General features: G+C 37.8%; 21 protein-coding genes and 2 pseudogenes. 11 read left to right on the top strand and 12 right to left on the bottom strand.

Features of this window, described 5'->3' with window-relative positions; genetic code table 11:
* Positions 1-293: 293 nt before the first annotated feature.
* Together VB711_RS26505 and VB711_RS17670 are read right to left on the bottom strand one after the other, a co-directional pair.
* Positions 294-362: pseudogene (locus VB711_RS26505) on the bottom strand (hypothetical protein); the annotation flags it as partial.
* A 185-nt stretch (positions 363-547) separates the two neighbouring features.
* Entirely contained in the window at positions 548-2,155 is a 1,608-nt protein-coding gene (locus VB711_RS17670) for a peptide ligase PGM1-related protein (protein ID WP_323287509.1), read from the bottom strand.
* Positions 2,156-2,640: 485 nt separating this feature from the next.
* On the opposite strand from VB711_RS17670, the gene VB711_RS17665 reads away from it, so the two are divergent.
* Together VB711_RS17665 and VB711_RS17660 are read left to right on the top strand one after the other, a co-directional pair.
* Positions 2,641-3,498 (top strand): SDR family oxidoreductase, encoded by an 858-nt coding sequence (locus VB711_RS17665; protein WP_323287508.1) that lies wholly within the window; start codon positions 2,641-2,643, stop codon positions 3,496-3,498.
* Between the two features lie 54 nt (positions 3,499-3,552).
* Positions 3,553-3,810, top strand: coding sequence for a hypothetical protein (locus VB711_RS17660; protein WP_323287507.1), 258 nt, complete (start codon positions 3,553-3,555; stop codon positions 3,808-3,810).
* Between the two features lie 45 nt (positions 3,811-3,855).
* On the opposite strand, the gene VB711_RS17655 is transcribed toward VB711_RS17660, so the two are convergent.
* The 5 genes from VB711_RS17655 to VB711_RS17635 form a co-directional block, all read right to left on the bottom strand.
* Positions 3,856-5,403, bottom strand: a complete 1,548-nt coding sequence (locus VB711_RS17655) for a mercuric reductase (protein WP_323287506.1) — start codon at positions 5,401-5,403, stop codon at positions 3,856-3,858.
* A 161-nt stretch (positions 5,404-5,564) separates the two neighbouring features.
* On the bottom strand, positions 5,565-6,308 hold the full coding sequence (locus VB711_RS17650) for a TVP38/TMEM64 family protein (protein WP_323287505.1): 744 nt from the start codon (positions 6,306-6,308) through the stop codon (positions 5,565-5,567).
* Positions 6,298-7,008 (bottom strand): TVP38/TMEM64 family protein, encoded by a 711-nt coding sequence (locus tag VB711_RS17645; protein WP_323287504.1) that lies wholly within the window; start codon positions 7,006-7,008, stop codon positions 6,298-6,300. Before VB711_RS17645 ends, VB711_RS17650 begins: the two co-directional genes overlap by 11 nt.
* A gap of 159 nt (positions 7,009-7,167) precedes the next feature.
* Entirely contained in the window at positions 7,168-8,073 is a 906-nt protein-coding gene (locus tag VB711_RS17640; protein ID WP_323287503.1) for a DUF4351 domain-containing protein, read from the bottom strand.
* A 115-nt stretch (positions 8,074-8,188) separates the two neighbouring features.
* Positions 8,189-8,893, bottom strand: coding sequence for a TIGR04283 family arsenosugar biosynthesis glycosyltransferase (locus VB711_RS17635; protein ID WP_323287502.1), 705 nt, complete (start codon positions 8,891-8,893; stop codon positions 8,189-8,191).
* A gap of 166 nt (positions 8,894-9,059) precedes the next feature.
* Between VB711_RS17635 and VB711_RS17630 the strand changes: the two genes are divergently transcribed.
* From VB711_RS17630 to VB711_RS17605, 6 genes and pseudogenes are all read left to right on the top strand, one after another.
* The gene (locus VB711_RS17630; protein WP_323287501.1) at positions 9,060-10,700 is read left to right on the top strand and encodes an ABC transporter ATP-binding protein; all 1,641 of its coding nucleotides are present in this window, start codon (positions 9,060-9,062) and stop codon (positions 10,698-10,700) included.
* A 205-nt stretch (positions 10,701-10,905) separates the two neighbouring features.
* Complete coding sequence (locus tag VB711_RS17625) at positions 10,906-11,622, top strand: 16S rRNA (uracil(1498)-N(3))-methyltransferase (RefSeq protein ID WP_323287500.1); 717 nt, start codon at positions 10,906-10,908, stop codon at positions 11,620-11,622.
* 22 nt (positions 11,623-11,644) lie between these two features.
* On the top strand, positions 11,645-12,730 hold the full coding sequence (locus VB711_RS17620) for a tetratricopeptide repeat protein (protein WP_323287499.1): 1,086 nt from the start codon (positions 11,645-11,647) through the stop codon (positions 12,728-12,730).
* Positions 12,731-12,977: 247 nt separating this feature from the next.
* Positions 12,978-13,277: pseudogene (locus VB711_RS17615) on the top strand (ISAs1 family transposase); the annotation flags it as partial.
* Between the two features lie 588 nt (positions 13,278-13,865).
* A complete protein-coding gene (locus tag VB711_RS17610) occupies positions 13,866-14,111 on the top strand; it encodes a UPF0175 family protein (protein WP_323287498.1) in 246 nt (81 codons plus the stop codon).
* Positions 14,108-14,395, top strand: coding sequence for a hypothetical protein (locus VB711_RS17605; RefSeq protein WP_323287497.1), 288 nt, complete (start codon positions 14,108-14,110; stop codon positions 14,393-14,395). Before VB711_RS17610 ends, VB711_RS17605 begins: the two co-directional genes overlap by 4 nt.
* 136 nt (positions 14,396-14,531) lie before the next feature.
* Here the strand turns inward: VB711_RS17605 and VB711_RS17600 are convergent, their stop codons facing one another.
* From VB711_RS17600 to VB711_RS17585, 4 genes are all read right to left on the bottom strand, one after another.
* Positions 14,532-14,852, bottom strand: a complete 321-nt coding sequence (locus VB711_RS17600) for a type II toxin-antitoxin system RelE/ParE family toxin (RefSeq protein WP_323287496.1) — start codon at positions 14,850-14,852, stop codon at positions 14,532-14,534.
* Positions 14,849-15,115 carry a ribbon-helix-helix domain-containing protein gene (locus VB711_RS17595; RefSeq protein ID WP_323287495.1) on the bottom strand — a complete coding sequence of 89 codons (267 nt, stop codon included), beginning with the start codon at positions 15,113-15,115 and terminating at the stop codon, positions 14,849-14,851. Before VB711_RS17595 ends, VB711_RS17600 begins: the two co-directional genes overlap by 4 nt.
* Before the next feature lie 246 nt (positions 15,116-15,361).
* On the bottom strand, positions 15,362-15,619 hold the full coding sequence (locus VB711_RS17590; RefSeq protein WP_323287494.1) for a hypothetical protein: 258 nt from the start codon (positions 15,617-15,619) through the stop codon (positions 15,362-15,364).
* The gene (locus tag VB711_RS17585) at positions 15,616-15,822 is read right to left on the bottom strand and encodes a hypothetical protein (RefSeq protein ID WP_323287493.1); all 207 of its coding nucleotides are present in this window, start codon (positions 15,820-15,822) and stop codon (positions 15,616-15,618) included. The genes VB711_RS17590 and VB711_RS17585 overlap by 4 nt, the downstream gene beginning before the upstream one ends.
* A gap of 129 nt (positions 15,823-15,951) precedes the next feature.
* On the opposite strand from VB711_RS17585, the gene VB711_RS17580 reads away from it, so the two are divergent.
* The 3 genes from VB711_RS17580 to VB711_RS17570 all read left to right on the top strand — a co-directional run bounded on the left by VB711_RS17580 (position 15,952) and on the right by VB711_RS17570 (position 16,841).
* Positions 15,952-16,074, top strand: coding sequence for a hypothetical protein (locus VB711_RS17580; protein WP_323287492.1), 123 nt, complete (start codon positions 15,952-15,954; stop codon positions 16,072-16,074).
* 217 nt (positions 16,075-16,291) lie between these two features.
* Complete coding sequence (locus VB711_RS17575; RefSeq protein WP_323287491.1) at positions 16,292-16,516, top strand: DUF433 domain-containing protein; 225 nt, start codon at positions 16,292-16,294, stop codon at positions 16,514-16,516.
* Position 16,517: 1 nt separating this feature from the next.
* On the top strand, positions 16,518-16,841 hold the full coding sequence (locus VB711_RS17570; protein WP_323287490.1) for a DUF5615 family PIN-like protein: 324 nt from the start codon (positions 16,518-16,520) through the stop codon (positions 16,839-16,841).
* A gap of 334 nt (positions 16,842-17,175) precedes the next feature.
* Here VB711_RS17570 and VB711_RS17565 read toward each other — a convergent pair whose 3' ends face one another.
* Positions 17,176-17,523: a type II toxin-antitoxin system RelE/ParE family toxin gene (locus VB711_RS17565; RefSeq protein ID WP_323287489.1), complete on the bottom strand. Its 348-nt coding sequence runs from the start codon at positions 17,521-17,523 to the stop codon at positions 17,176-17,178.
* Positions 17,524-17,589: the final 66 nt, after the last annotated feature.

The raw sequence follows: 17,589 nt of genomic DNA, 5'->3' as shown, positions 1-17,589 counted from the left end.
TTTCAACGCTTATTCCTTGCACTTGATTCACCTTTTTCGCCTTCAAACCCTTGATGTATCTTCGTTTGAGATTTATATGCCTAACGGCACGCTACGCTATCAGCAAGCCATAGGTAGTCATGTGGAAGTAGTGATGTAAGTTGGTGTAAACCGCTTTGTATAGGGATAGAAAAGATAAAAATCACTATTCCTTTACCACTACCATTTTATATTATACCTCCTAGAATCTCCTTTGCTCCAAGGTGATAATGCTCGATTTTTACAGATGGTTACTAATCTAGTTTTACAGGGTCTTAAACAGTATGAACTTCTGGAGATGATGCACAATTAAATACTACATATAGCCAGTAATCCTCCTTTAATCTTTCTGACTCTTCTCGTTATCTTTCCAGTTGAGCAATTGCTTATTATAACCCATGCCCAAAGTCCTATTTTATCGTTGATTATTCTCATTAAAGATCGTTTATTGATAATTGAGCTTTATTTCAAAACCTGTATTATTTGGACTTTTCGGAATTTAACGGGAAAAGTCAGGAGTCAACTTGGGTTATGAATAATTAGAAGTATCTCCAGCGATAGGAAAAGCATAATCGGAAAACAGAGAGTAATTGTTATTGTTTTGGCTGGTTTCTTGATCTAAAACATTGACAACTTTGTGATAAATATCTTCTGCTTGTTGGGGTGAATCACCAATACTTGTTAATCCTAATTTACCAAACTGGGAAAGACAACCCATGAGGTGAAAGACTGTTCCTGTCTCTGTTCCACTATCAAAATGTAATCTGTAGTGGGCGATGATATCCATTAAATCGTTCGGTAATAATCCTCGATAACTGGGTTTTTGTAAATTGTCTGTGGCTGTGTAATATTTTGGTCTACCTTGCTGGCTGTAAAATAGCCCAGTGGATCGGTCATAGCGACCATTAGTTAATAATTTTAAGGTCATGAAGGGGTGAGTTGTTCCTCCTTTGCGGAGGTTGATTTCGATGGCTTGAATATCCCATTGATTGTTACCTTGGTCAACGGCGATAAAGTCTACACCAAATCTTTCTAACGCGCCTTTTTCTGCTAGTTTTTTACCTACTTTTAGTCCTAGTTCTTGTAATTGTAAACGGTATCTTTCATCAGCCGGAAAACGACAACCTAGATAAATTTGTCCGTCTGGTCCGCCAAGAATTTGGTCGTGGGTAGAGAGGATTTCTACTTCACCACTGGGGTTAATTCGTCCTTGGAAACTGGGCGATCGCTTGATTTCTCCTTCTACAAAAGCTTCAACGATCGCCCCTATCTCTGGGATACGCAGAGAAAAATTTGCCCAGGTTTCTTGTGTGGCTTGAAAGCGCAAGGTTGGGAAGCTATTAGCGATCGCACTAACTCTATCCTGATGAGAAGCTTTTCCTGGGGACGCATTGATCAATGGCCGCAGATCCAAAATTGCATTCCCTTCACCAGAAAGTCCTTGATTAAGTTTAACTACCATCCTTTGTAATGTCGGTTGACGTTCCCACAAATTAGCTGTTGCTGTGGCTAAATCGGCCGAATCCCAAACCTCTTCGCTACCATCGGGATGGGGGACACTACATTGGCTAAAAATTTGCCGACTACCACCTTTTGTTCCCCAAATTTGTAAATCAGGTGCAGCAGCATAGAGGGGTATATTCAATTGTAACGATAATTCTGCTTCCCAAAATGTGGAATTATAGCAAACCATAAAGGCTTTATCTATCCGTATGGCTTGACGGATTCGGGCTAATAACCGGGGACGTTCTAAAATTTTTTGACTTAGGGGTTTAAGGGAAGAATCATAGGTAGAAAGTAATAATAGGCGATGACGAGCATGAGAAAAGGGGATTCCTGGTAGTAGTTGTAGGTAATAATCAATGATGCTGGGGTGTAAGGGTGTTGATGTTAGGTAAATTAATCTTGTCCGGGGATTTCGTAACCGCATTAAGGAGAAAAGCAGCCTTTCTTCATAATGCTCATAACCTTCTACATTTTTTAATTCTTGGAAATCAATACTCACAGAAGGAATGATTAAAACATCGGTTTCACTGGTGTCAAATACCTCGGTTGATTTCCAGCGATCGCGCAGAGTTAATTGCAAATCATGAAACTTATCTACTTGATATAATTCGGAAATATTTAATGTCACCATAACCCATTCCTATTTTACTCCTGTTACTGTTTCTTTACCCAGACAAGGGTTTTATCTCATTTTATAACGTCATATTTCATACATTATATTTTATATGCTTCTATACCAAAATTGTAATTTCTGTTAATTAATTTTACGTCTTCCGAGTGAGGAAAATAGTAATTAGTTTATTTCTATAGCACGATAAACTCTCACAAAATAAAAGTTAATTTTAGGGCAGATGGTACGGAGTAATCCGACATCATAAGAGAGTTGTGTACTTGTTTTCAGTGGTTGGATTAACAGCGTGTTTTAGGTGTGGGGAGACCCATTCAAAAGCCACGCAAGATTGTCAGCCATGAGTGTAACTGGCAATCAGTCGCGGTGGAAAAGCCTAAACTTGTAGAGGACAAGTGGGAGCTAAAGCCAAAAATAAACCTTGGGTTGAACTTTCGATCTGAGGTTTATTTTTAAATTTACAGAAAATAATAACGGGAGTAATTAGTATGGCCAGAAAAACAACTCTACAACCCCCACAAACACAAGAACCACCAGGTTCAGAATCAGAAATGCAGCCCAAACCAAAATCAGAAAATGCTCATTATCAAGGTAGTGGTAAATTACAAAATAAAATTGCCTTAATTACCGGTGGAGACAGTGGAATTGGTCGGGCTGTAGCGATTGCCTTTGCTAAAGAAGGAGCAGATGTGGCTTTAATTTATTTGAAGGAACATGAAGATGCGAAAGAAACACAAGATTTAGTTGAACAACATGGACGTAAAGCGGTAACAATTGCGGGAGATATTACCGATGAAGCATTTTGTCAGCAGGTTGTACAACAAACAGTAGATGAGTTTGGTAAACTGGATATTCTGATTAACAATGCTGCTGAACAACATCCACAAGATAGCATTGAAAATATTAGTCAGGAACAATTAGAGAGAACTTTTCGCACGAATATTTTCTCGATGTTTTTTCTGACTAAAGCTGCAATCAAGCATTTACAACCGGGCAGTACAATCATCAATACTACATCGGTAACAGCTTATAAAGGCAATTCGCAATTATTAGATTATTCTTCAACTAAGGGAGCGATTGTTGCTTTTACTCGTTCTTTATCTCAAAATTTGATATCTAAAGGAATCCGTGTCAATGCTGTAGCACCTGGACCAATTTGGACACCGTTAATTCCTTCAACTTTCCCCGCAGATAAGGTTGCTAATTTTGGGAAACAAGTGCCAATGGAACGACCTGGACAACCGGAAGAAATTGCCCCTAGCTATGTATTTTTAGCTTCAGAGGACTCTTCTTATATGTCTGGTCAGGTATTACATCCCAATGGAGGAGAAATAGTCAATGGATAAAAAATGAATTAATGGCAAATTGCTGATCATCTCTAAGGAAACACAAGTACATTTATGAAGTTGACGACACGATTGCATGGTACAGAATTAGTCGATTGTGCTAGGGCAAATGCCAAGCAGGGAATAGAAATAGCTGCTTTTCAATGTGGCTATAATAATGACCTCAATGCCTTTACTCAAGAACTACGGCAAGCTTGCGAGAAGATGAATTTAAAGGTTAAGGAATTGAACGAATTGATTACAGATCAGGAAATGATCTTAAAGATGGGTACTGGTGAAATTATTGCACCGGATACGGCATCAAAACTTTAGTTTCGTTATTTTTTGTGGTGGGCATTGCCCACCCTACTAATGTAGCTAAGAAAATTTGGTTAGAAATTCTAAAAGTTTTTTAGTTTTTGGTGTCAATAGTGTGCGACGATAGGCATCAGCAGCTTTTCTAATTGCTTCAGCTTGAGTTGGGTAGGGATGAATTACACTACTTAATTTACTCAATCCTAATTGATGAGCAATGGCTGTGGTAATTTGGGAAATCATTTCCCCTGCATGACTGGCCACAATGGTTGCACCAAGAATTTGATCAGATCCGGTTTTGTGGTGAATTTTGACAAAGCCTAGTTCTTCACTATCAGCGATCGCTCGATCTATACTACTAAAAGGAATCTTAATTGTCGTGATCTCTATACCCAATTTCTCTGCTTGATCTGGATCTATTCCTACATGAGCAATTTCTGGGTCGGTATATGTTACCCAAGGCATTACTAACTTACTCAGTTGATAACGTCCCCAACCAAAGGGCGAAAATAGGGTATTTTTAATGACAATTCGTGCTGCTGCGTCTGCTGCGTGGGTAAATTTCCAATTCATGCAGATATCCCCAGCCGCATAAATTTTAGAGTTGGTGGTTTGCAGATAATCATTAACTTTTACACCCAGTTTTTTGTCATACTCTACACCCACTGTTTCTAAATCTAACCCTTCCACATTTGGCGCACGTCCCGCACCGATTAAGATTTCATCTACTGTCACCGAGTCTCGATTACCATTCACAGAAAAATACAGTCGCTTACCTTCGGTAACTGTCACCACTTCTTCTAAGTGACAATTTAGGACTAAGCGAATACCTTCATCTATTAATACTTTTTGTAAAATTTCTGCGGCTTCTTGATCTTCTTTATTGAGGATATGATTACCCCGGTGAAATAGTGTTACCTCACAACCCAAACGCCGGAAAGTTTGAGCTAATTCACAACCAATAGGACCCCCACCAATTACTGCTAAATGTTTAGGTTTTTGAATTAAGGAAAATACTGTTTCATTAGTTAGATAACCGGCGGCTTCTATTCCCGGAATATCTAATTTAACGGCTCTAGCACCGGTCGCAATCACCGCTTTTTTAAATTTGAGTGTTTGTCCATCAACTTCGACGGTATTTTTACTTGCAAATCGACCGTTACCCAAAAATACATCAATTCCTAAATTTTTAAATCTTTCGGCTGAATCATGATGACTAATACCTGCTCTAATTTTTCGCATTCGAGCCATAACAGTGGAAAAATCAACGTCAATATGTTTAGATATATTAATTCCTAACTCCTTAGCTTTCCACATTTCCCCGACTACGCGAGCCGAGCGAATAATAGATTTAGAGGGGATACAACCCGTATTCAAACAATCTCCACCCATGAGATGTTTTTCAATTAATGCTACTTTTAAACCCAAGTCTAAACCCGCAGCGCCCGCAGCGACAACTAAACCCGCAGTTCCGGCACCAATTACTACTAAATCATAACAATCAGCAGGTTGAGGATTAACCCAATTTGGTGGGTGAACATAGGATACTAATTTTTGGTTATATTCATCCATTGGTAGGACTGTGACTCGCTCAAATTCGGAATTTGTCATTTTTACCTCTAAAAATTAAAGTATTGAGTATGTGTTTATTTTGGTCAGTCAAAGATATAGCAGAATTTTTCTTTCTTTCCCTCCGGGAAGCTACGCGAACTCGGTTCATTTAATCTATATTCTTCTAGCTAACAGACTTACCTATTTTAAATTGTTAATTTTCACAAAACTGCATCATCTAAAGCTTTTTTAGCTATTCGAGTTACATAAACCGTCACTGCAACGGTGGCTATAAACCCGACAATTCTAATTATCCATTGTATAGATTGGTTTTGAGGTTGATTTTCTGTACCAATCAAGGCTAAATTTCCAGCTAGAGAACCGATATAAACGTACATAACCGTTCCAGGAATCATCCCGACAGAACCAATAAAATAATCTTTTAGAGAAACATTTGTTAAACCAAAGGCATAGTTTAATAAATTAAAAGGAAATACTGGAGAAAGTCTAGTTAATAAGACAATTTTCAGTCCTTCTTTAGCTACAGCTTGATCAATTGCTGTAAACTTTTTATTTCCGGCAATTTTTTTAGCTACCCAACCTCTGGCTAAATAACGTCCTACTAAAAATGCAGATGTAGCCCCTAAAGTTGCACCAATAAATACATAAAGAGAACCCCAAAATACTCCAAATATTACGCCAGAACCAAGGGTGAGAATTGAGCCTGGAAAGAAAGCTATGGTGGCAATAATGTAGATGAAAATGAAAGCGATCGCTCCTATATTACCAAGACTATCAACCCATTGTAAAGCATTTCGTAAAATTATTTGGGGATTAAACCCAGTTGTTGTTACTGATTCCTGTGCTAAGGCAAATTCTGTGTGCAGTAAGAAAATAATTGCGGCTGAAAAAGTCAATAAAAAACTTAGTCGAAAAAATTGATATTTGAACAATTTAATTTTCATGTTGGGTAATTTCCGTTAAAGCTTTTTGAGCAATTTTGGTGATGTAGATGGTTAAGAAAATTGTAGCAATTAGTCCGATTATTTGCATTGTCCATTGCCAAATTTGGGTTTTTGGATTAAATGTATTAATCATAGTAATGTTACTAATCAAAGAACCCATGTAAACATACATTATAGTACCAGGAATAATGCCAAAAGAACCCAAAATATAATCTTTGAGAGAAACTTGTGTTACACCAAAGGCATAATTTAATAAATTGAAAGGAAAGATGGGAGAAAGTCGAGTTAAAAGGACTATTTTCCACCCTGTTTTAGATACGGCCAGATCAATTGCTTTAAATTTAGGATGTTGTTCAAGTTTTTGGCAAATCCAATCCCTTGATAGGTAACGTCCTATAAGAAAAGCTAAAGTTGCACCAATAATACCAGCGATTAGTACATAAATAGAACCCCAAAATAAACCAAATAGATAACCTCCTTTTAATGTGAGAACTGAACCAGGAATTAGTAATAATGTCGCTAAGTTATAAATTACTATAAAGGCAATTGGAGCGAAAATACCAAGATTTTTAATTTCCAGGAAATAGTTTTGTATCAACTCCTGAATTTGCAGGTCTTTGAACGCAAAGATCAAGATACCAATAAAAAAACACAGTAATAAAAGTTTGAAGTTTTTATGTAATCGGAATTGTGTCTTCATAAGATTAACCTAATCTTTACCAATTAATAGATTATACATATTAAGTTTCTTGAGTTAATATCCAAGAACCCCTCCCCGCAAGCGAGGAGGGGCTTCGCTTCCTCTATTTGTCTTGTGTTAGCGTAGAGATAATTTTAAACTATCTATAATCGCACTTTTTTAATCAGTATTTTGTTGTAACCAAGTTTCTAAATCAGCCATACCAGTAAAATCAAAGATACTTTCTCCTAATATTTCTAATTTAGGACTTGATAACTGGCGAATTTGTGATGCAATTTCTGAATCTGGATTACCAAAACGCTTTGATAATTGACGAATAATTAAATTAGCTTCGCCTTGTTGCAAGCCTCGCTGTTCACCTTGTTGTAAACCTTCCTGTAAACCTTGTTGTAAACCTTCCTGTAAACCTTGTTTGAGGATTTCATTATACCAGGGTGATTCTCTTAATACTGTCATATCCCACCTCATTATTTGTTGAACTATTGGTATTTCTAGGACAAATGATGCAAAAAACGATAACAAGGGTTCTAAATCGCTTAACTTTTCATTCTCTCGCAGTTTAATTACTGCTTCTTTGACAATTGGTTCTTCTCCACCTCCTTTGAGAATTGGTACAAACGGTAATAAACTTGTTAAGTTTTGTTGAAATACTAAACTCGCTTCAATTTCCCACAGATTAATTACCCGATAGTCTTGATAACTCTTGATTCCCATAAACTCCTGTTCATAGAAGTTGGGAATTTTGGGTGTTTTGACGTGGGGTAAAATATTGATTAGTACAGGATAAATGGGTAATTTATAACGTTCCCGTGCTAAAGCAATATAAGCAGTCATTCTCAGAGGCATTGTCTCTTTATAACGCAATTGTAGCTCATTGAGTATTAAAAATTCCTCTTGGGGATTTTCAACTTTAATTAGTACGTCGTTATCGCGGCTAATCCATTGAAATTCTGAGGAAATAAACTCTTTGACACGAATATCTTTTCTTTGTGTTACCCATTGTACCCAATTATCGGGGGCGAGACTTATTAAGCGTTTACTACCAATATCTACTTTTTTTGTCATGGATTGATGATTGGGAATTTAGATATTTTTTGACAGAGTATTTTTGTTGCCAAATTTACATATTTTGTACGTTCTTCCTCCCTTGTTACCCAAGTCTTGCTCTCACGAAATGGTTTTACTCTGGTTTTTTTTGACGATACCATTGGTGAATCCGTTTTGGTGAAATTCCGAATAAATAGGCAATAATTACTATCTGATTAATTAAGGTCGTTTTGACAATGCCTTTTTTCAACCATCTACGAGGTGAAGTATTAATGACTGCTTTTACTAGAGTAATATTCCCTAATTTTTTTAAGCGAGTAATTAATTCAAAGTCCTCCATAATCGGCATTTGGGGAAAATTACCAATTTGTTGAAAGATGGATCTAGTTAAAAATATTGCTTGATCACCATAGGGCATTTGCCAAAAAAGCGATCGCCATTTCACTCCCCATTCTACCAACCTTAATCCCCAATTGGGTGCATCTATCCGTAAGGTAAAAGCACCGGCGACAACTTGCGGCTGTGCCAGTTCTGTACGAATTAAAACATCAAATCCCCCTGGTAAGCGAGTATCAGCATGGAGAAATAAGAGGATTTCACCACTTGCCGCCAAAGCACCTGTATTCATTTGCACAGCCCGACCAGGTGGAGATAGGATTAATTTTACACCCAAGGCTTGAACTATTTCTACAGTGCCATCAGTTGAACCACCATCGACGACAATTATTTCAATATTGGTGCTAGGTTGGGTACTAGCGATCGCACTTTTGATATTTTCTGCTTCATTCAAAGTAGGAATTATAATAGAAATTCTCGCAGTGTCCAGGTTTTGACTCATAATTAATGTAAAAAAATTTTGTGTATACAGCAGATTGAAAGTCAAAGAGGTACAAACTGAAAACCAAAACTCAAGCAGCAACGGTGTTTTACCTTCTGCCTTCTGCTTTCTGCCTCCTGCCTCCTGCCTCCTGCTGTAACTGTATAAATTATAGGAATGACAGTTAATGAATGAAGCTTTATTTAAAATACAAAATCTCCGAGTTTCTTATCCGCAACGCAGTGGAGAAGCAGCAAATTGGGCAGTTGATGATGTATCTTTTATTCTCCAACCAGGCGAAAGGATGGGATTGGTGGGGGAATCTGGTTGTGGTAAATCGACCATTGGACGGGCTGTAATGCGTTTATTGCCGGCATCTAGTCGCGTTGAAGGCCAAGTGAGTTTTCAGGGACAATCTGTATTTGATTTAACAACACCTCAACTAAGAAAATTTCGCGGAGAATCAGTGGCGCTGATTTTTCAAGATCCGATGACACGCCTTGACCCCTTGATGACCATTGGAAATCATTGTATTGAAACCCTGCAAGCGCATTTACCGGAACTATCGAAACAGCAAGCTAAAGAGAAAGCACTGATAACTTTAGAAAAGGTAAAAATTCCCGCCAGTCGTTGGAATCAGTACCCCCATGAGTTTAGCGGAGGGATGCGTCAACGGGTAGCGATCGCCCTGGCGTTACTCCTCAATCCTAAACTAATTGTGGCCGATGAACCAACCACCAGTTTAGATGTCACCGTCTCTGCCCAGATTTTACAGGAATTAACGAGATTGTGCGGTGAAGAAAATATGGGATTGTTGTTGATTTCCCATGATTTGGCCATGGTTGCGGAATATTGCGATCGCCTGGGTGTGATGTATCAAGGTAAAATGGTGGAGATGGGGCAGACGGAAACCGTGTTTAGACAACCTGAACATGAATATACGCGATCGCTTTTAAAAGCAGCTTTACATATTCAAAAAGAAGACGAAACTTCCCAAATACCAATTACCAATCAACAATTACCAATTCTCAAAGTTACAGAACTCCAGCAACACTATACCATTGAACCTAACTTTATTGAAAGGATATTTAAAGGTCAAGGTCAAACAATTAAAGCTGTAGATGGCATTAATTTAGAATTATATTCAGGGGAAATTCTGGGATTAGTAGGAGAATCTGGTTGTGGGAAAAGTACACTTTCTAGAACAATATTACAATTAATTCGTCCCACTGCGGGTAAAGTTGAGTTTTTAGGACAGGAATTAACAACTTTATCTCCTCAAGAAATTCGCACTTCTCGAAGACAAATGCAAATGATGTTTCAAGATCCTCACGCTTGTTTAAATCCAGCGATGACAGTGGGACAAAGTATTGCTGATCCTTTATTAATTCACAATTTGGGTAATGCTGAAACTGCAAAAGAGCAGGTTTTGTGGATGTTAGAGAAAGTCGGTTTAACACCAGCAGAACTTTATTATCAGCGTTATCCTGCGGATTTATCTGGAGGACAACAACAACGGGTAGCGATCGCCCGGGCTTTAATTACACGTCCTAAATTGGTGATTTGCGATGAACCTGTGAGTATGTTAGATGCAAGTGTGCAGACACAAGTTTTGGATTTAATGTTGGAATTAAAAGCCGAATTTAATTTAACTTACTTGTTTATTACCCATGATTTATGGTTAGCCAGATTTTTGTGCGATCGGATAGCCGTCATGCACGGTGGTAAAATAGTAGAACTTGGTCTAACTAAAGATATTTTTGCCCATCCCCAACATCCATACACCCAAACCCTCTTAGCGGCTGCACCTTTATTAGCACGTACTTAACAAAAATATAGGACTCCTAAATGATTTCTGATAGCTGAAAAGCCTTTTAGTGTTAGAGGATAAATAAGTAATCGTGCCAAATAAATGGTATATTTTAGGAGAAGGAAACAGGCAATAATGTTTAAAATTATGCCTTATTTGTTATATATAGCCTAGACTTTGCATATTAGGTACTGAAAAACAAAAATCCTCAATCTAAAATTCTATGTCTCAACTCCAACGCATTACTGTTAATCCTTCCCAACTCCAAGCAACAGAAATTTTATTAACACCTCAACAAAAACATTATTTATTGAGAGTATTAAGGTTAGGAGAAGGTGATAAATTTATTGCCATGGATGGAAAAGGTAAATGGTGGCTATCACAGTTACAAGAGGAACAAGGAAAGGTTTTAGAGTTAATGGAGGTGAAAACTGAGTTACCTGTATCTATCACTTTGATGGTAGCGTTACCAAAGGGAAATGGCTTTGATGATGTCATCCGAACTTGTACGGAATTGGGCGTAAGTTGTTTTGCTCCGGTTTTGAGCGATCGCACTTTATTAAATCCCAGTCCCCAAAAGCTGGAACGCTGGCGTAGAATTGCCGCAGAAGCCGCCGAACAATCAGAACGAGCCTTTGTCCCAACCATTTTAGAACCTGTAGCTTTTAGCACGGCTGTGAACGAATGTAGTGCAACTCACCGTTATTTTTGTGAAGCCCGTGGTGATTATCCACATCTGCAAACAGTAATCAATGGTTTTTCTGGGGAAATCCTTGTGGCCACAGGGACAGAGGGTGGATGGACTGATCAGGAAATTGCCATAGCGATCGCTGCTGGATTTCAACCTGTTTCCCTTGGTCGTCGCATCCTCAGAGCAGTCACAGCCCCTATTGTAGCATTATCTTTAGTTTCTGCCAATTACGAAGTTAACAATTATTAATTAATTATTAATTAAATAGATTATGCTTGAAGAAATTGCCATCTCTTTTAAAAATCAAGATTATTCTACAGCCGCTAAATTAATTAAACAACTACTCAAAGAATCACCGGAAAATCTCTGGGGAAGGTTTTATTTGGGTAAACTATATGAAGTTTCTTCTAAGCAAGAAAAAGCAGAAGAAGTTTATCGCCAATTATTGCGACTAACGACTAATACTAAAATTTTGAACCAAGCAAGACAAGGTTTAAAACGTTTAGAAGAGATTAAAGAAGCGGCAAGAAAACAAGCAATTATACAAGCTATAGCCGCACCAAACGATAACGAATTAGGAATATTAGTTTTAGAACCAATTAACAACGAAATTAAAACTAAACTTATTCCCAAGTTCGCTCAAATTATGCAGTTAGATCCTTACAGTGCCAGATTAATATTACCTAGTCGTGGTTGGAGAGTTTACCGCACAGGTAAAATAGGTGAACTGCAATTTTATGGGACGCAATTACAGCAAGCAGGTATTCCTTGCTTTTGGCTAAAAATTGCCCAAGTTCAACAAATAAAAGTATTCCAAGTTGAATATTTTATAGAATCTCAATCAAAAGTCACTGTTTTTTGCCGAAATGAATTAGATCAACTTGGTGCTTTTAGTTTTGATTTATCAGAAGTCACCGCTAAAGTGATGGGAATGTTACCAATTTTTGAACAAGTTGTAGATGTTAACCATCGTCGTCAAATTATACGCAAAACTAAAACCCAAGACTATGCCCAATTTTGTGATTTACTCTTACCTAAAATCCAGACTATTTTACGAATTTATGATCATGGTTATGATTTTAATCAAGGTCTAGAACTATTTTCTCAATCTACCCAAAATACCATGAGAATTAATTGGAATAATTTAGTAAAATGGTTAGAAAATGAATTGCCTCAAGCCAAGTCATGGACAGGTTTTACACCCTTTGCTGAAACAGTATTAGATCAAACAGAAATGCTAAATCAAATTCCCTCTCATGTTAATTTATTTCGTCGAGAACAAACTAATTGGGATGCAGCTTTTCAGTTATATAGTGGAATTATTTTAAATTTAGAACTTAGAGGCTATACAAATTAGACAACATCTGCATCGAATGAATTATTTTCAGCTTTAAATATGACTAATGGTGGTGAAATTATTGGGTCTGACACAATACTTGTCTGTTAAGCTAAAAACATTAAATCAGGTAGGTTGGGTTGACGTTAGGAAACCCAACATTTACAGGCTTTTGTTGGGTTGCACGGTCGCTTAACCGATAAGTATTGGGAGTAGAATGTAATTTACCTATTTTTGATGTTATACTGTTCCAGTTTCACAATTACCAGGACTTTATCAACAAAATCAGTGGTCAGGATTAACAACAGTAGTCATGGTAGTTCGTAAGGTTCAGCATTGGAATAAAACCACCCATGAAGTTCAATTTTATATCACTAGTCTCAAGAGTGATGCTAACAAAATTGGTAGTGCAATTCGACAGCATTGGGGGATTGAAAACTCTGTTCATTGGATCTTGGATGTCACTTTCCATGAAGATGAATCTCGAATTCGTTCTATGCACAGTCCACAAAACTTTGCTTTATTACGTCGCATTGCCCTCAATGCCTTAGACCGAGAACCAACTTTTCATCAACGACCTGCTTCAAAGTCTTCTAATCCTTGCTGAATACCCCTAATAGCTGCTTCTGAGTCTTGTAATTCCCAGTCTAGGATATTCTCTAGCAATTCAGCCGCGACGAAACTAATATCTTGTCATTGCTGTGATGCTTTCTCTCGCAGTCGAGCTTCTAATTCTGGACTCAGGGAAACAACTATCGCCATAACCGTATATTTTGGGAAAGGTTTCTAGATATTATTGTATATCAAATAGTGCGATCGCTCTCAACTCTACACCAGAAATGCGAACTGACAAGTCAGCGCTTGCGCTATCGCTCTCAACTCTACATCAGAAATGCGAACTGACAAGTCAGCGCTTGCGCTATCGCTCTCAACTCTACACCAGAAATGCGATTCCTACGGAGCGCTTCGCTATCGCTCTTAACTCTACACCAGAAATGCGATTCCTACGGAGCGCTTCGCTATCGCTGTTTACTCTACCTCAGAAATGCACACTTTGTAGCTCACCATCTCGCAGAGAAGAAGAGGTATTGCTCCTAACTCTATTAAAAATAGGTAAAATCAATTATAATAATATATGGTCAAGAGGATTATAACTATGAGTGTTGTCATCTCTAATGAAATATTAACCACAACTCGAATGAATGAAGAAGAAATGAAGCGAGAAATTGCGGTGATGCTATTTCAAAAAGAAAAGTTAACTCTTGCTCAAGCTAGTCGGTTTGCTGGTATGAATCGTATAGCATTTCAGCATTTACTCGCAAGCCATCAAATCCCAGTTCATTACGGAGTTGAGGATTTTGAACAAGATATCAAGAATTTGCGGGAGATGGGTAGACTGTGATCATTGTCAGCGATACTTCACCTATCAATAATCTTGCCGCTATTAACCATCTTCACTTATTACAACAGCTTTACAGAGAAGTCCTAATTCCTGAAGCTGTTTATCAAGAATTAACTGATCCTGATTTTCCCGTAGCAGGTACAGAAGAAGTACAAACTTTTACTTGGATTCAAACTCGTGCAGTTCAAGATCGGACAATGGTTAAAGCACTTAGCAGTGAATGGGTTGCTGAACCTTTGTATAAAAGTGTTTTACAGTTAGTTGATGAAAATGACTTGATTTAGATATCACTTTTTACTAATACAAATTTCGCTCTCAACTTTACACCAGAAATGCGATTCCTACGGAGCGCTTCGCTATCGCTCTTAACTTTACATCAATAGTGCGTTAGCGATCGCGGTAGCGTCTCGTAGAGATAGCTTACAGTATGGTAAAATTTATTCTATTGAGAATCATCAAAAACAGACCGAAGTTACGACGACCACTTACTACTCGTAAAATTTCAATTCCATCATCCAACACTCTATAAAAAATTATATAGCCTTCAAGGATTAATCCTCGCAAATCAGCACGTATTTCTGAGTAGCTTTTACCACTATTTGGAAAGGAAACTAATTGTTGACATTTGCGATTAAATTCCTGAAAAAATTTTTCACCTGCTTCTAGGTTGTTTTGTGAGAAGTATTCAGCAACTTCGTTCAGATCACGACTAGCGAGAATATTAATAACGTAACGATTCATTTTTGTACCTGTCGTTGTTGCTGAAAACGATCCAAAATTTGATTTACAAATGTTTCACCGTCAATAGGTGCTGTATGTTCTGAAATTGCAATAGCAGCATCAATTTTTTCGCGCACTTGCTTAACCCATTCTGTCTCAGCATTGTCATATTCATCTAACAATCGTAGAGCAATTTCTAGAACTTCTTCTATAGAGTTGTATTTTCCAGTTTGCAGTTTTGTTTGAATAAAGTGTTCTTGCTTAGGTGTGAGACTGATACTCATAATAATTTTGGTTAAGTTGGCTGTAGATAAGAACTATTATATTGTACGTCAAAAAGTTCATCATTCTGCGATACCTGCGGCGTTCGCGGTAGCGTCTCGTAGAGAGCGTAGCGATCGCTCTCAACTTTACATCAAAAATGCATTAGGCAAGCTGACCGTAGGTATATATTTCCCACTTACTCAGATTTATAGCTAGACTAGGAATATAACCTGAAAATATAAAACACAGCGAAAGCCGTTATACTCCTACATTCCTAATAGTTTGTCATATTCTGCGTGCGAACCAATCCAAAACCAAACCATATTATTATTTTCTAATACGGCTACGGCTCGATAATGTAAGCCTACTCGTACTGACCAAAAACTCCCTACTTTTTTAAAGTGTAGAGAGGGATAACGAGGATTTTGTTTCAATAATTCATAACATTGATTTGCTAGTTCTTGAATTTCTTCTGGTAATTGACGGTAATAATACCAAAAATCTGGAGTTGCTCGGTGGTTCACAGGTCAGTACAATTTCCTTGATGTAGGTGTTGTAATGCCTTTTTTGCCAGTGCATCAAGCCGACCTGTTTTTACATCTGCTTCAAATTGTTTATCCCACATAGCTGCATCAAATTCTGCAAACCAAGTACGGAAATTTGCTAGTTCTTCTGAGGAAAGTTGACTGACTGCGCGTTCAATTTCTTTTAAGGTGTTGATACTCATAGATTTTTATTACTCTCTATATCTATTGTACAATCGCTCTCAACTTTATATCAAAAATGCGTTAGCGTATCCCTTACGGGACTCGAAGAGATAGCACACCGTAGCGATCGCTCTCACTCTACATCAATAATGCGATCGCTCTCACTCTACATCAAAAATGCGATCGCTCTCCACTCTACATCAATAATGCGATCGCTCTTAACTCTACATCAGAAATGCGATGCCTGCGGCGAGCGTAGCTATCGCTCCTAACTTTACATCAATAAATGCGATCGCTATACACTCTACATCAGATAATGCGATCGCTCTCTACTCTACATCAATAATGCGAACTGACAAGTCAGCGCTTGCGCTATCGCTCTCCACTCTACATCAGAACTGCGTTAGGAAAGTTAACCGTAGGTATAGATTTCGCACTTACTCCCATTTATAGCTAAACTAGGAATATAACCTGAAAATATAAAACACCATGTCTAAGTCTAACTATTTCTCAGTCATAAGTGTGTCTCAGGAAATCATGAGTGGTACTCCTGTATTTACTGGGACAAGAGTTCCTATACAAACACTTTTAGATTATTTGACAGCAGGAGATTCAATAGATGATTTTTTAGACGGTTTTCCCACAGTTAATAGAGAACAAGTAATTACATTTTTAGAGGAAGCAGGAAAACAAATGATTAGTCAGGTAGCTTAGGATGAAACTGCTTCTAGATGAATGTATTGACCGCAAGTTAGCTAAAGAATTTGTAGGTTATGAAATCAAAACAGTCCCTCAAATGGGATGGGCGGGAACTAAAAATGGTAAACTACTGGCTTTAGTAGAAAAAGAGTTTGATGTTTTTATTACGGTTGACAGGAATTTATCTTTTCAACAAAATTTGTCTCGGTTTAATATTGCTGTAGTTGTTTTGCAAGTATCTTCTAATAGATTAATGGATCTCAAACCTTTAGTTCCCAAAATTTTAAATATTTTATCTACCTTAGTAAAAGGTCAGGCTGTAGTTGTTAGTCTTGAATAATAAAGCGATCGCTCTCAACTTTTTTACATCAGAAATGCGATCGCTCTCAACTCTACATCAGATAATGCGATGCCTGCGGCGAGCGTAGCTATCGCTCTCAACTCTACATCAGAAATGCGATGCCTGCGGCGAGCGTAGCTATCGCTCTTTACTCTACATCAATAATGCGATGCCTGCGGCGAGCGTAGCTATCGCTCTTTACTCTACACCAGAAATGCGATGCCTGCGGCGAGCGTAGCTATCGCTGTTTACTCTACATCAATAATGCGAACTGACAAGTCAGCGCTTGCGCTATCGCTCTCAATTTTACATCAGAAATGCAATTCTCTCTAATTTATGTTGCATCAGATTCATCTGGTGCTTCACCAATTGTCTGCTGTGCTGCGTGACGGATATGAAGAATACGAACTGTAGAAACTTCCTTTCCTTCCAAAATGGTGAAAATTATCCTGTATGCGTTGCGTCCTTTACCATAAATTATCTGACGCATTTCTTGACTAAAATAATCATTTTCTCTAGCTAAAGAACATCGTTTTGGCATTTGTGATAAAGACTCAATTAATCTTAATAATCCTGCATACCACTGGGTTGCTTTTTCAGGAGAAGTTATTTGAGACAACTGTAAAAATGCTTTGTCTGCTTCTGCTTCTGCTGTGCTAGAGATTTCAATACGGTATTTCATGAATCTGCTGGCAGGTTATATTTGCGACGCTGCTCATTAGCAAAATCATCAAAGGTACGAAAACGG

This window comes from Cronbergia sp. UHCC 0137, assembly GCF_034932285.1.
GTDB lineage: Bacteria > Cyanobacteriota > Cyanobacteriia > Cyanobacteriales > Nostocaceae > Cronbergia.
The sequence above is the reverse complement of the archived record's forward strand: the minus strand, read 5'-3'. Positions and strand labels throughout refer to the sequence as shown.

Excerpts from the sequence above, each read along its gene's own strand:
- VB711_RS17670 (WP_323287509.1), bottom strand. The coding sequence starts at position 2,155 with ATGGTGACATTAAATATTTCCGAATTATATCAAGTAGATAAGTTTCAT.
- VB711_RS17665 (WP_323287508.1), top strand. The coding sequence starts at position 2,641 with ATGGCCAGAAAAACAACTCTACAACCCCCACAAACACAAGAACCACCA.
- VB711_RS17660 (WP_323287507.1), top strand. The coding sequence starts at position 3,553 with ATGAAGTTGACGACACGATTGCATGGTACAGAATTAGTCGATTGTGCT.
- VB711_RS17655 (WP_323287506.1), bottom strand. The coding sequence starts at position 5,403 with ATGACAAATTCCGAATTTGAGCGAGTCACAGTCCTACCAATGGATGAA.
- VB711_RS17650 (WP_323287505.1), bottom strand. The coding sequence starts at position 6,308 with ATGAAAATTAAATTGTTCAAATATCAATTTTTTCGACTAAGTTTTTTA.
- VB711_RS17645 (WP_323287504.1), bottom strand. The coding sequence starts at position 7,008 with ATGAAGACACAATTCCGATTACATAAAAACTTCAAACTTTTATTACTG.
- VB711_RS17640 (WP_323287503.1), bottom strand. The coding sequence starts at position 8,073 with ATGACAAAAAAAGTAGATATTGGTAGTAAACGCTTAATAAGTCTCGCC.
- VB711_RS17635 (WP_323287502.1), bottom strand. The coding sequence starts at position 8,893 with ATGAGTCAAAACCTGGACACTGCGAGAATTTCTATTATAATTCCTACT.
- VB711_RS17630 (WP_323287501.1), top strand. The coding sequence starts at position 9,060 with ATGAATGAAGCTTTATTTAAAATACAAAATCTCCGAGTTTCTTATCCG.
- VB711_RS17625 (WP_323287500.1), top strand. The coding sequence starts at position 10,906 with ATGTCTCAACTCCAACGCATTACTGTTAATCCTTCCCAACTCCAAGCA.
- VB711_RS17620 (WP_323287499.1), top strand. The coding sequence starts at position 11,645 with ATGCTTGAAGAAATTGCCATCTCTTTTAAAAATCAAGATTATTCTACA.
- VB711_RS17610 (WP_323287498.1), top strand. The coding sequence starts at position 13,866 with ATGAGTGTTGTCATCTCTAATGAAATATTAACCACAACTCGAATGAAT.
- VB711_RS17600 (WP_323287496.1), bottom strand. The coding sequence starts at position 14,852 with ATGAATCGTTACGTTATTAATATTCTCGCTAGTCGTGATCTGAACGAA.
- VB711_RS17595 (WP_323287495.1), bottom strand. The coding sequence starts at position 15,115 with ATGAGTATCAGTCTCACACCTAAGCAAGAACACTTTATTCAAACAAAA.
- VB711_RS17585 (WP_323287493.1), bottom strand. The coding sequence starts at position 15,822 with ATGAGTATCAACACCTTAAAAGAAATTGAACGCGCAGTCAGTCAACTT.
- VB711_RS17580 (WP_323287492.1), top strand. The coding sequence starts at position 15,952 with ATGCGATCGCTCTCACTCTACATCAAAAATGCGATCGCTCTCCACTCT.
- VB711_RS17575 (WP_323287491.1), top strand. The coding sequence starts at position 16,292 with ATGTCTAAGTCTAACTATTTCTCAGTCATAAGTGTGTCTCAGGAAATC.
- VB711_RS17570 (WP_323287490.1), top strand. The coding sequence starts at position 16,518 with ATGAAACTGCTTCTAGATGAATGTATTGACCGCAAGTTAGCTAAAGAA.
- VB711_RS17565 (WP_323287489.1), bottom strand. The coding sequence starts at position 17,523 with ATGAAATACCGTATTGAAATCTCTAGCACAGCAGAAGCAGAAGCAGAC.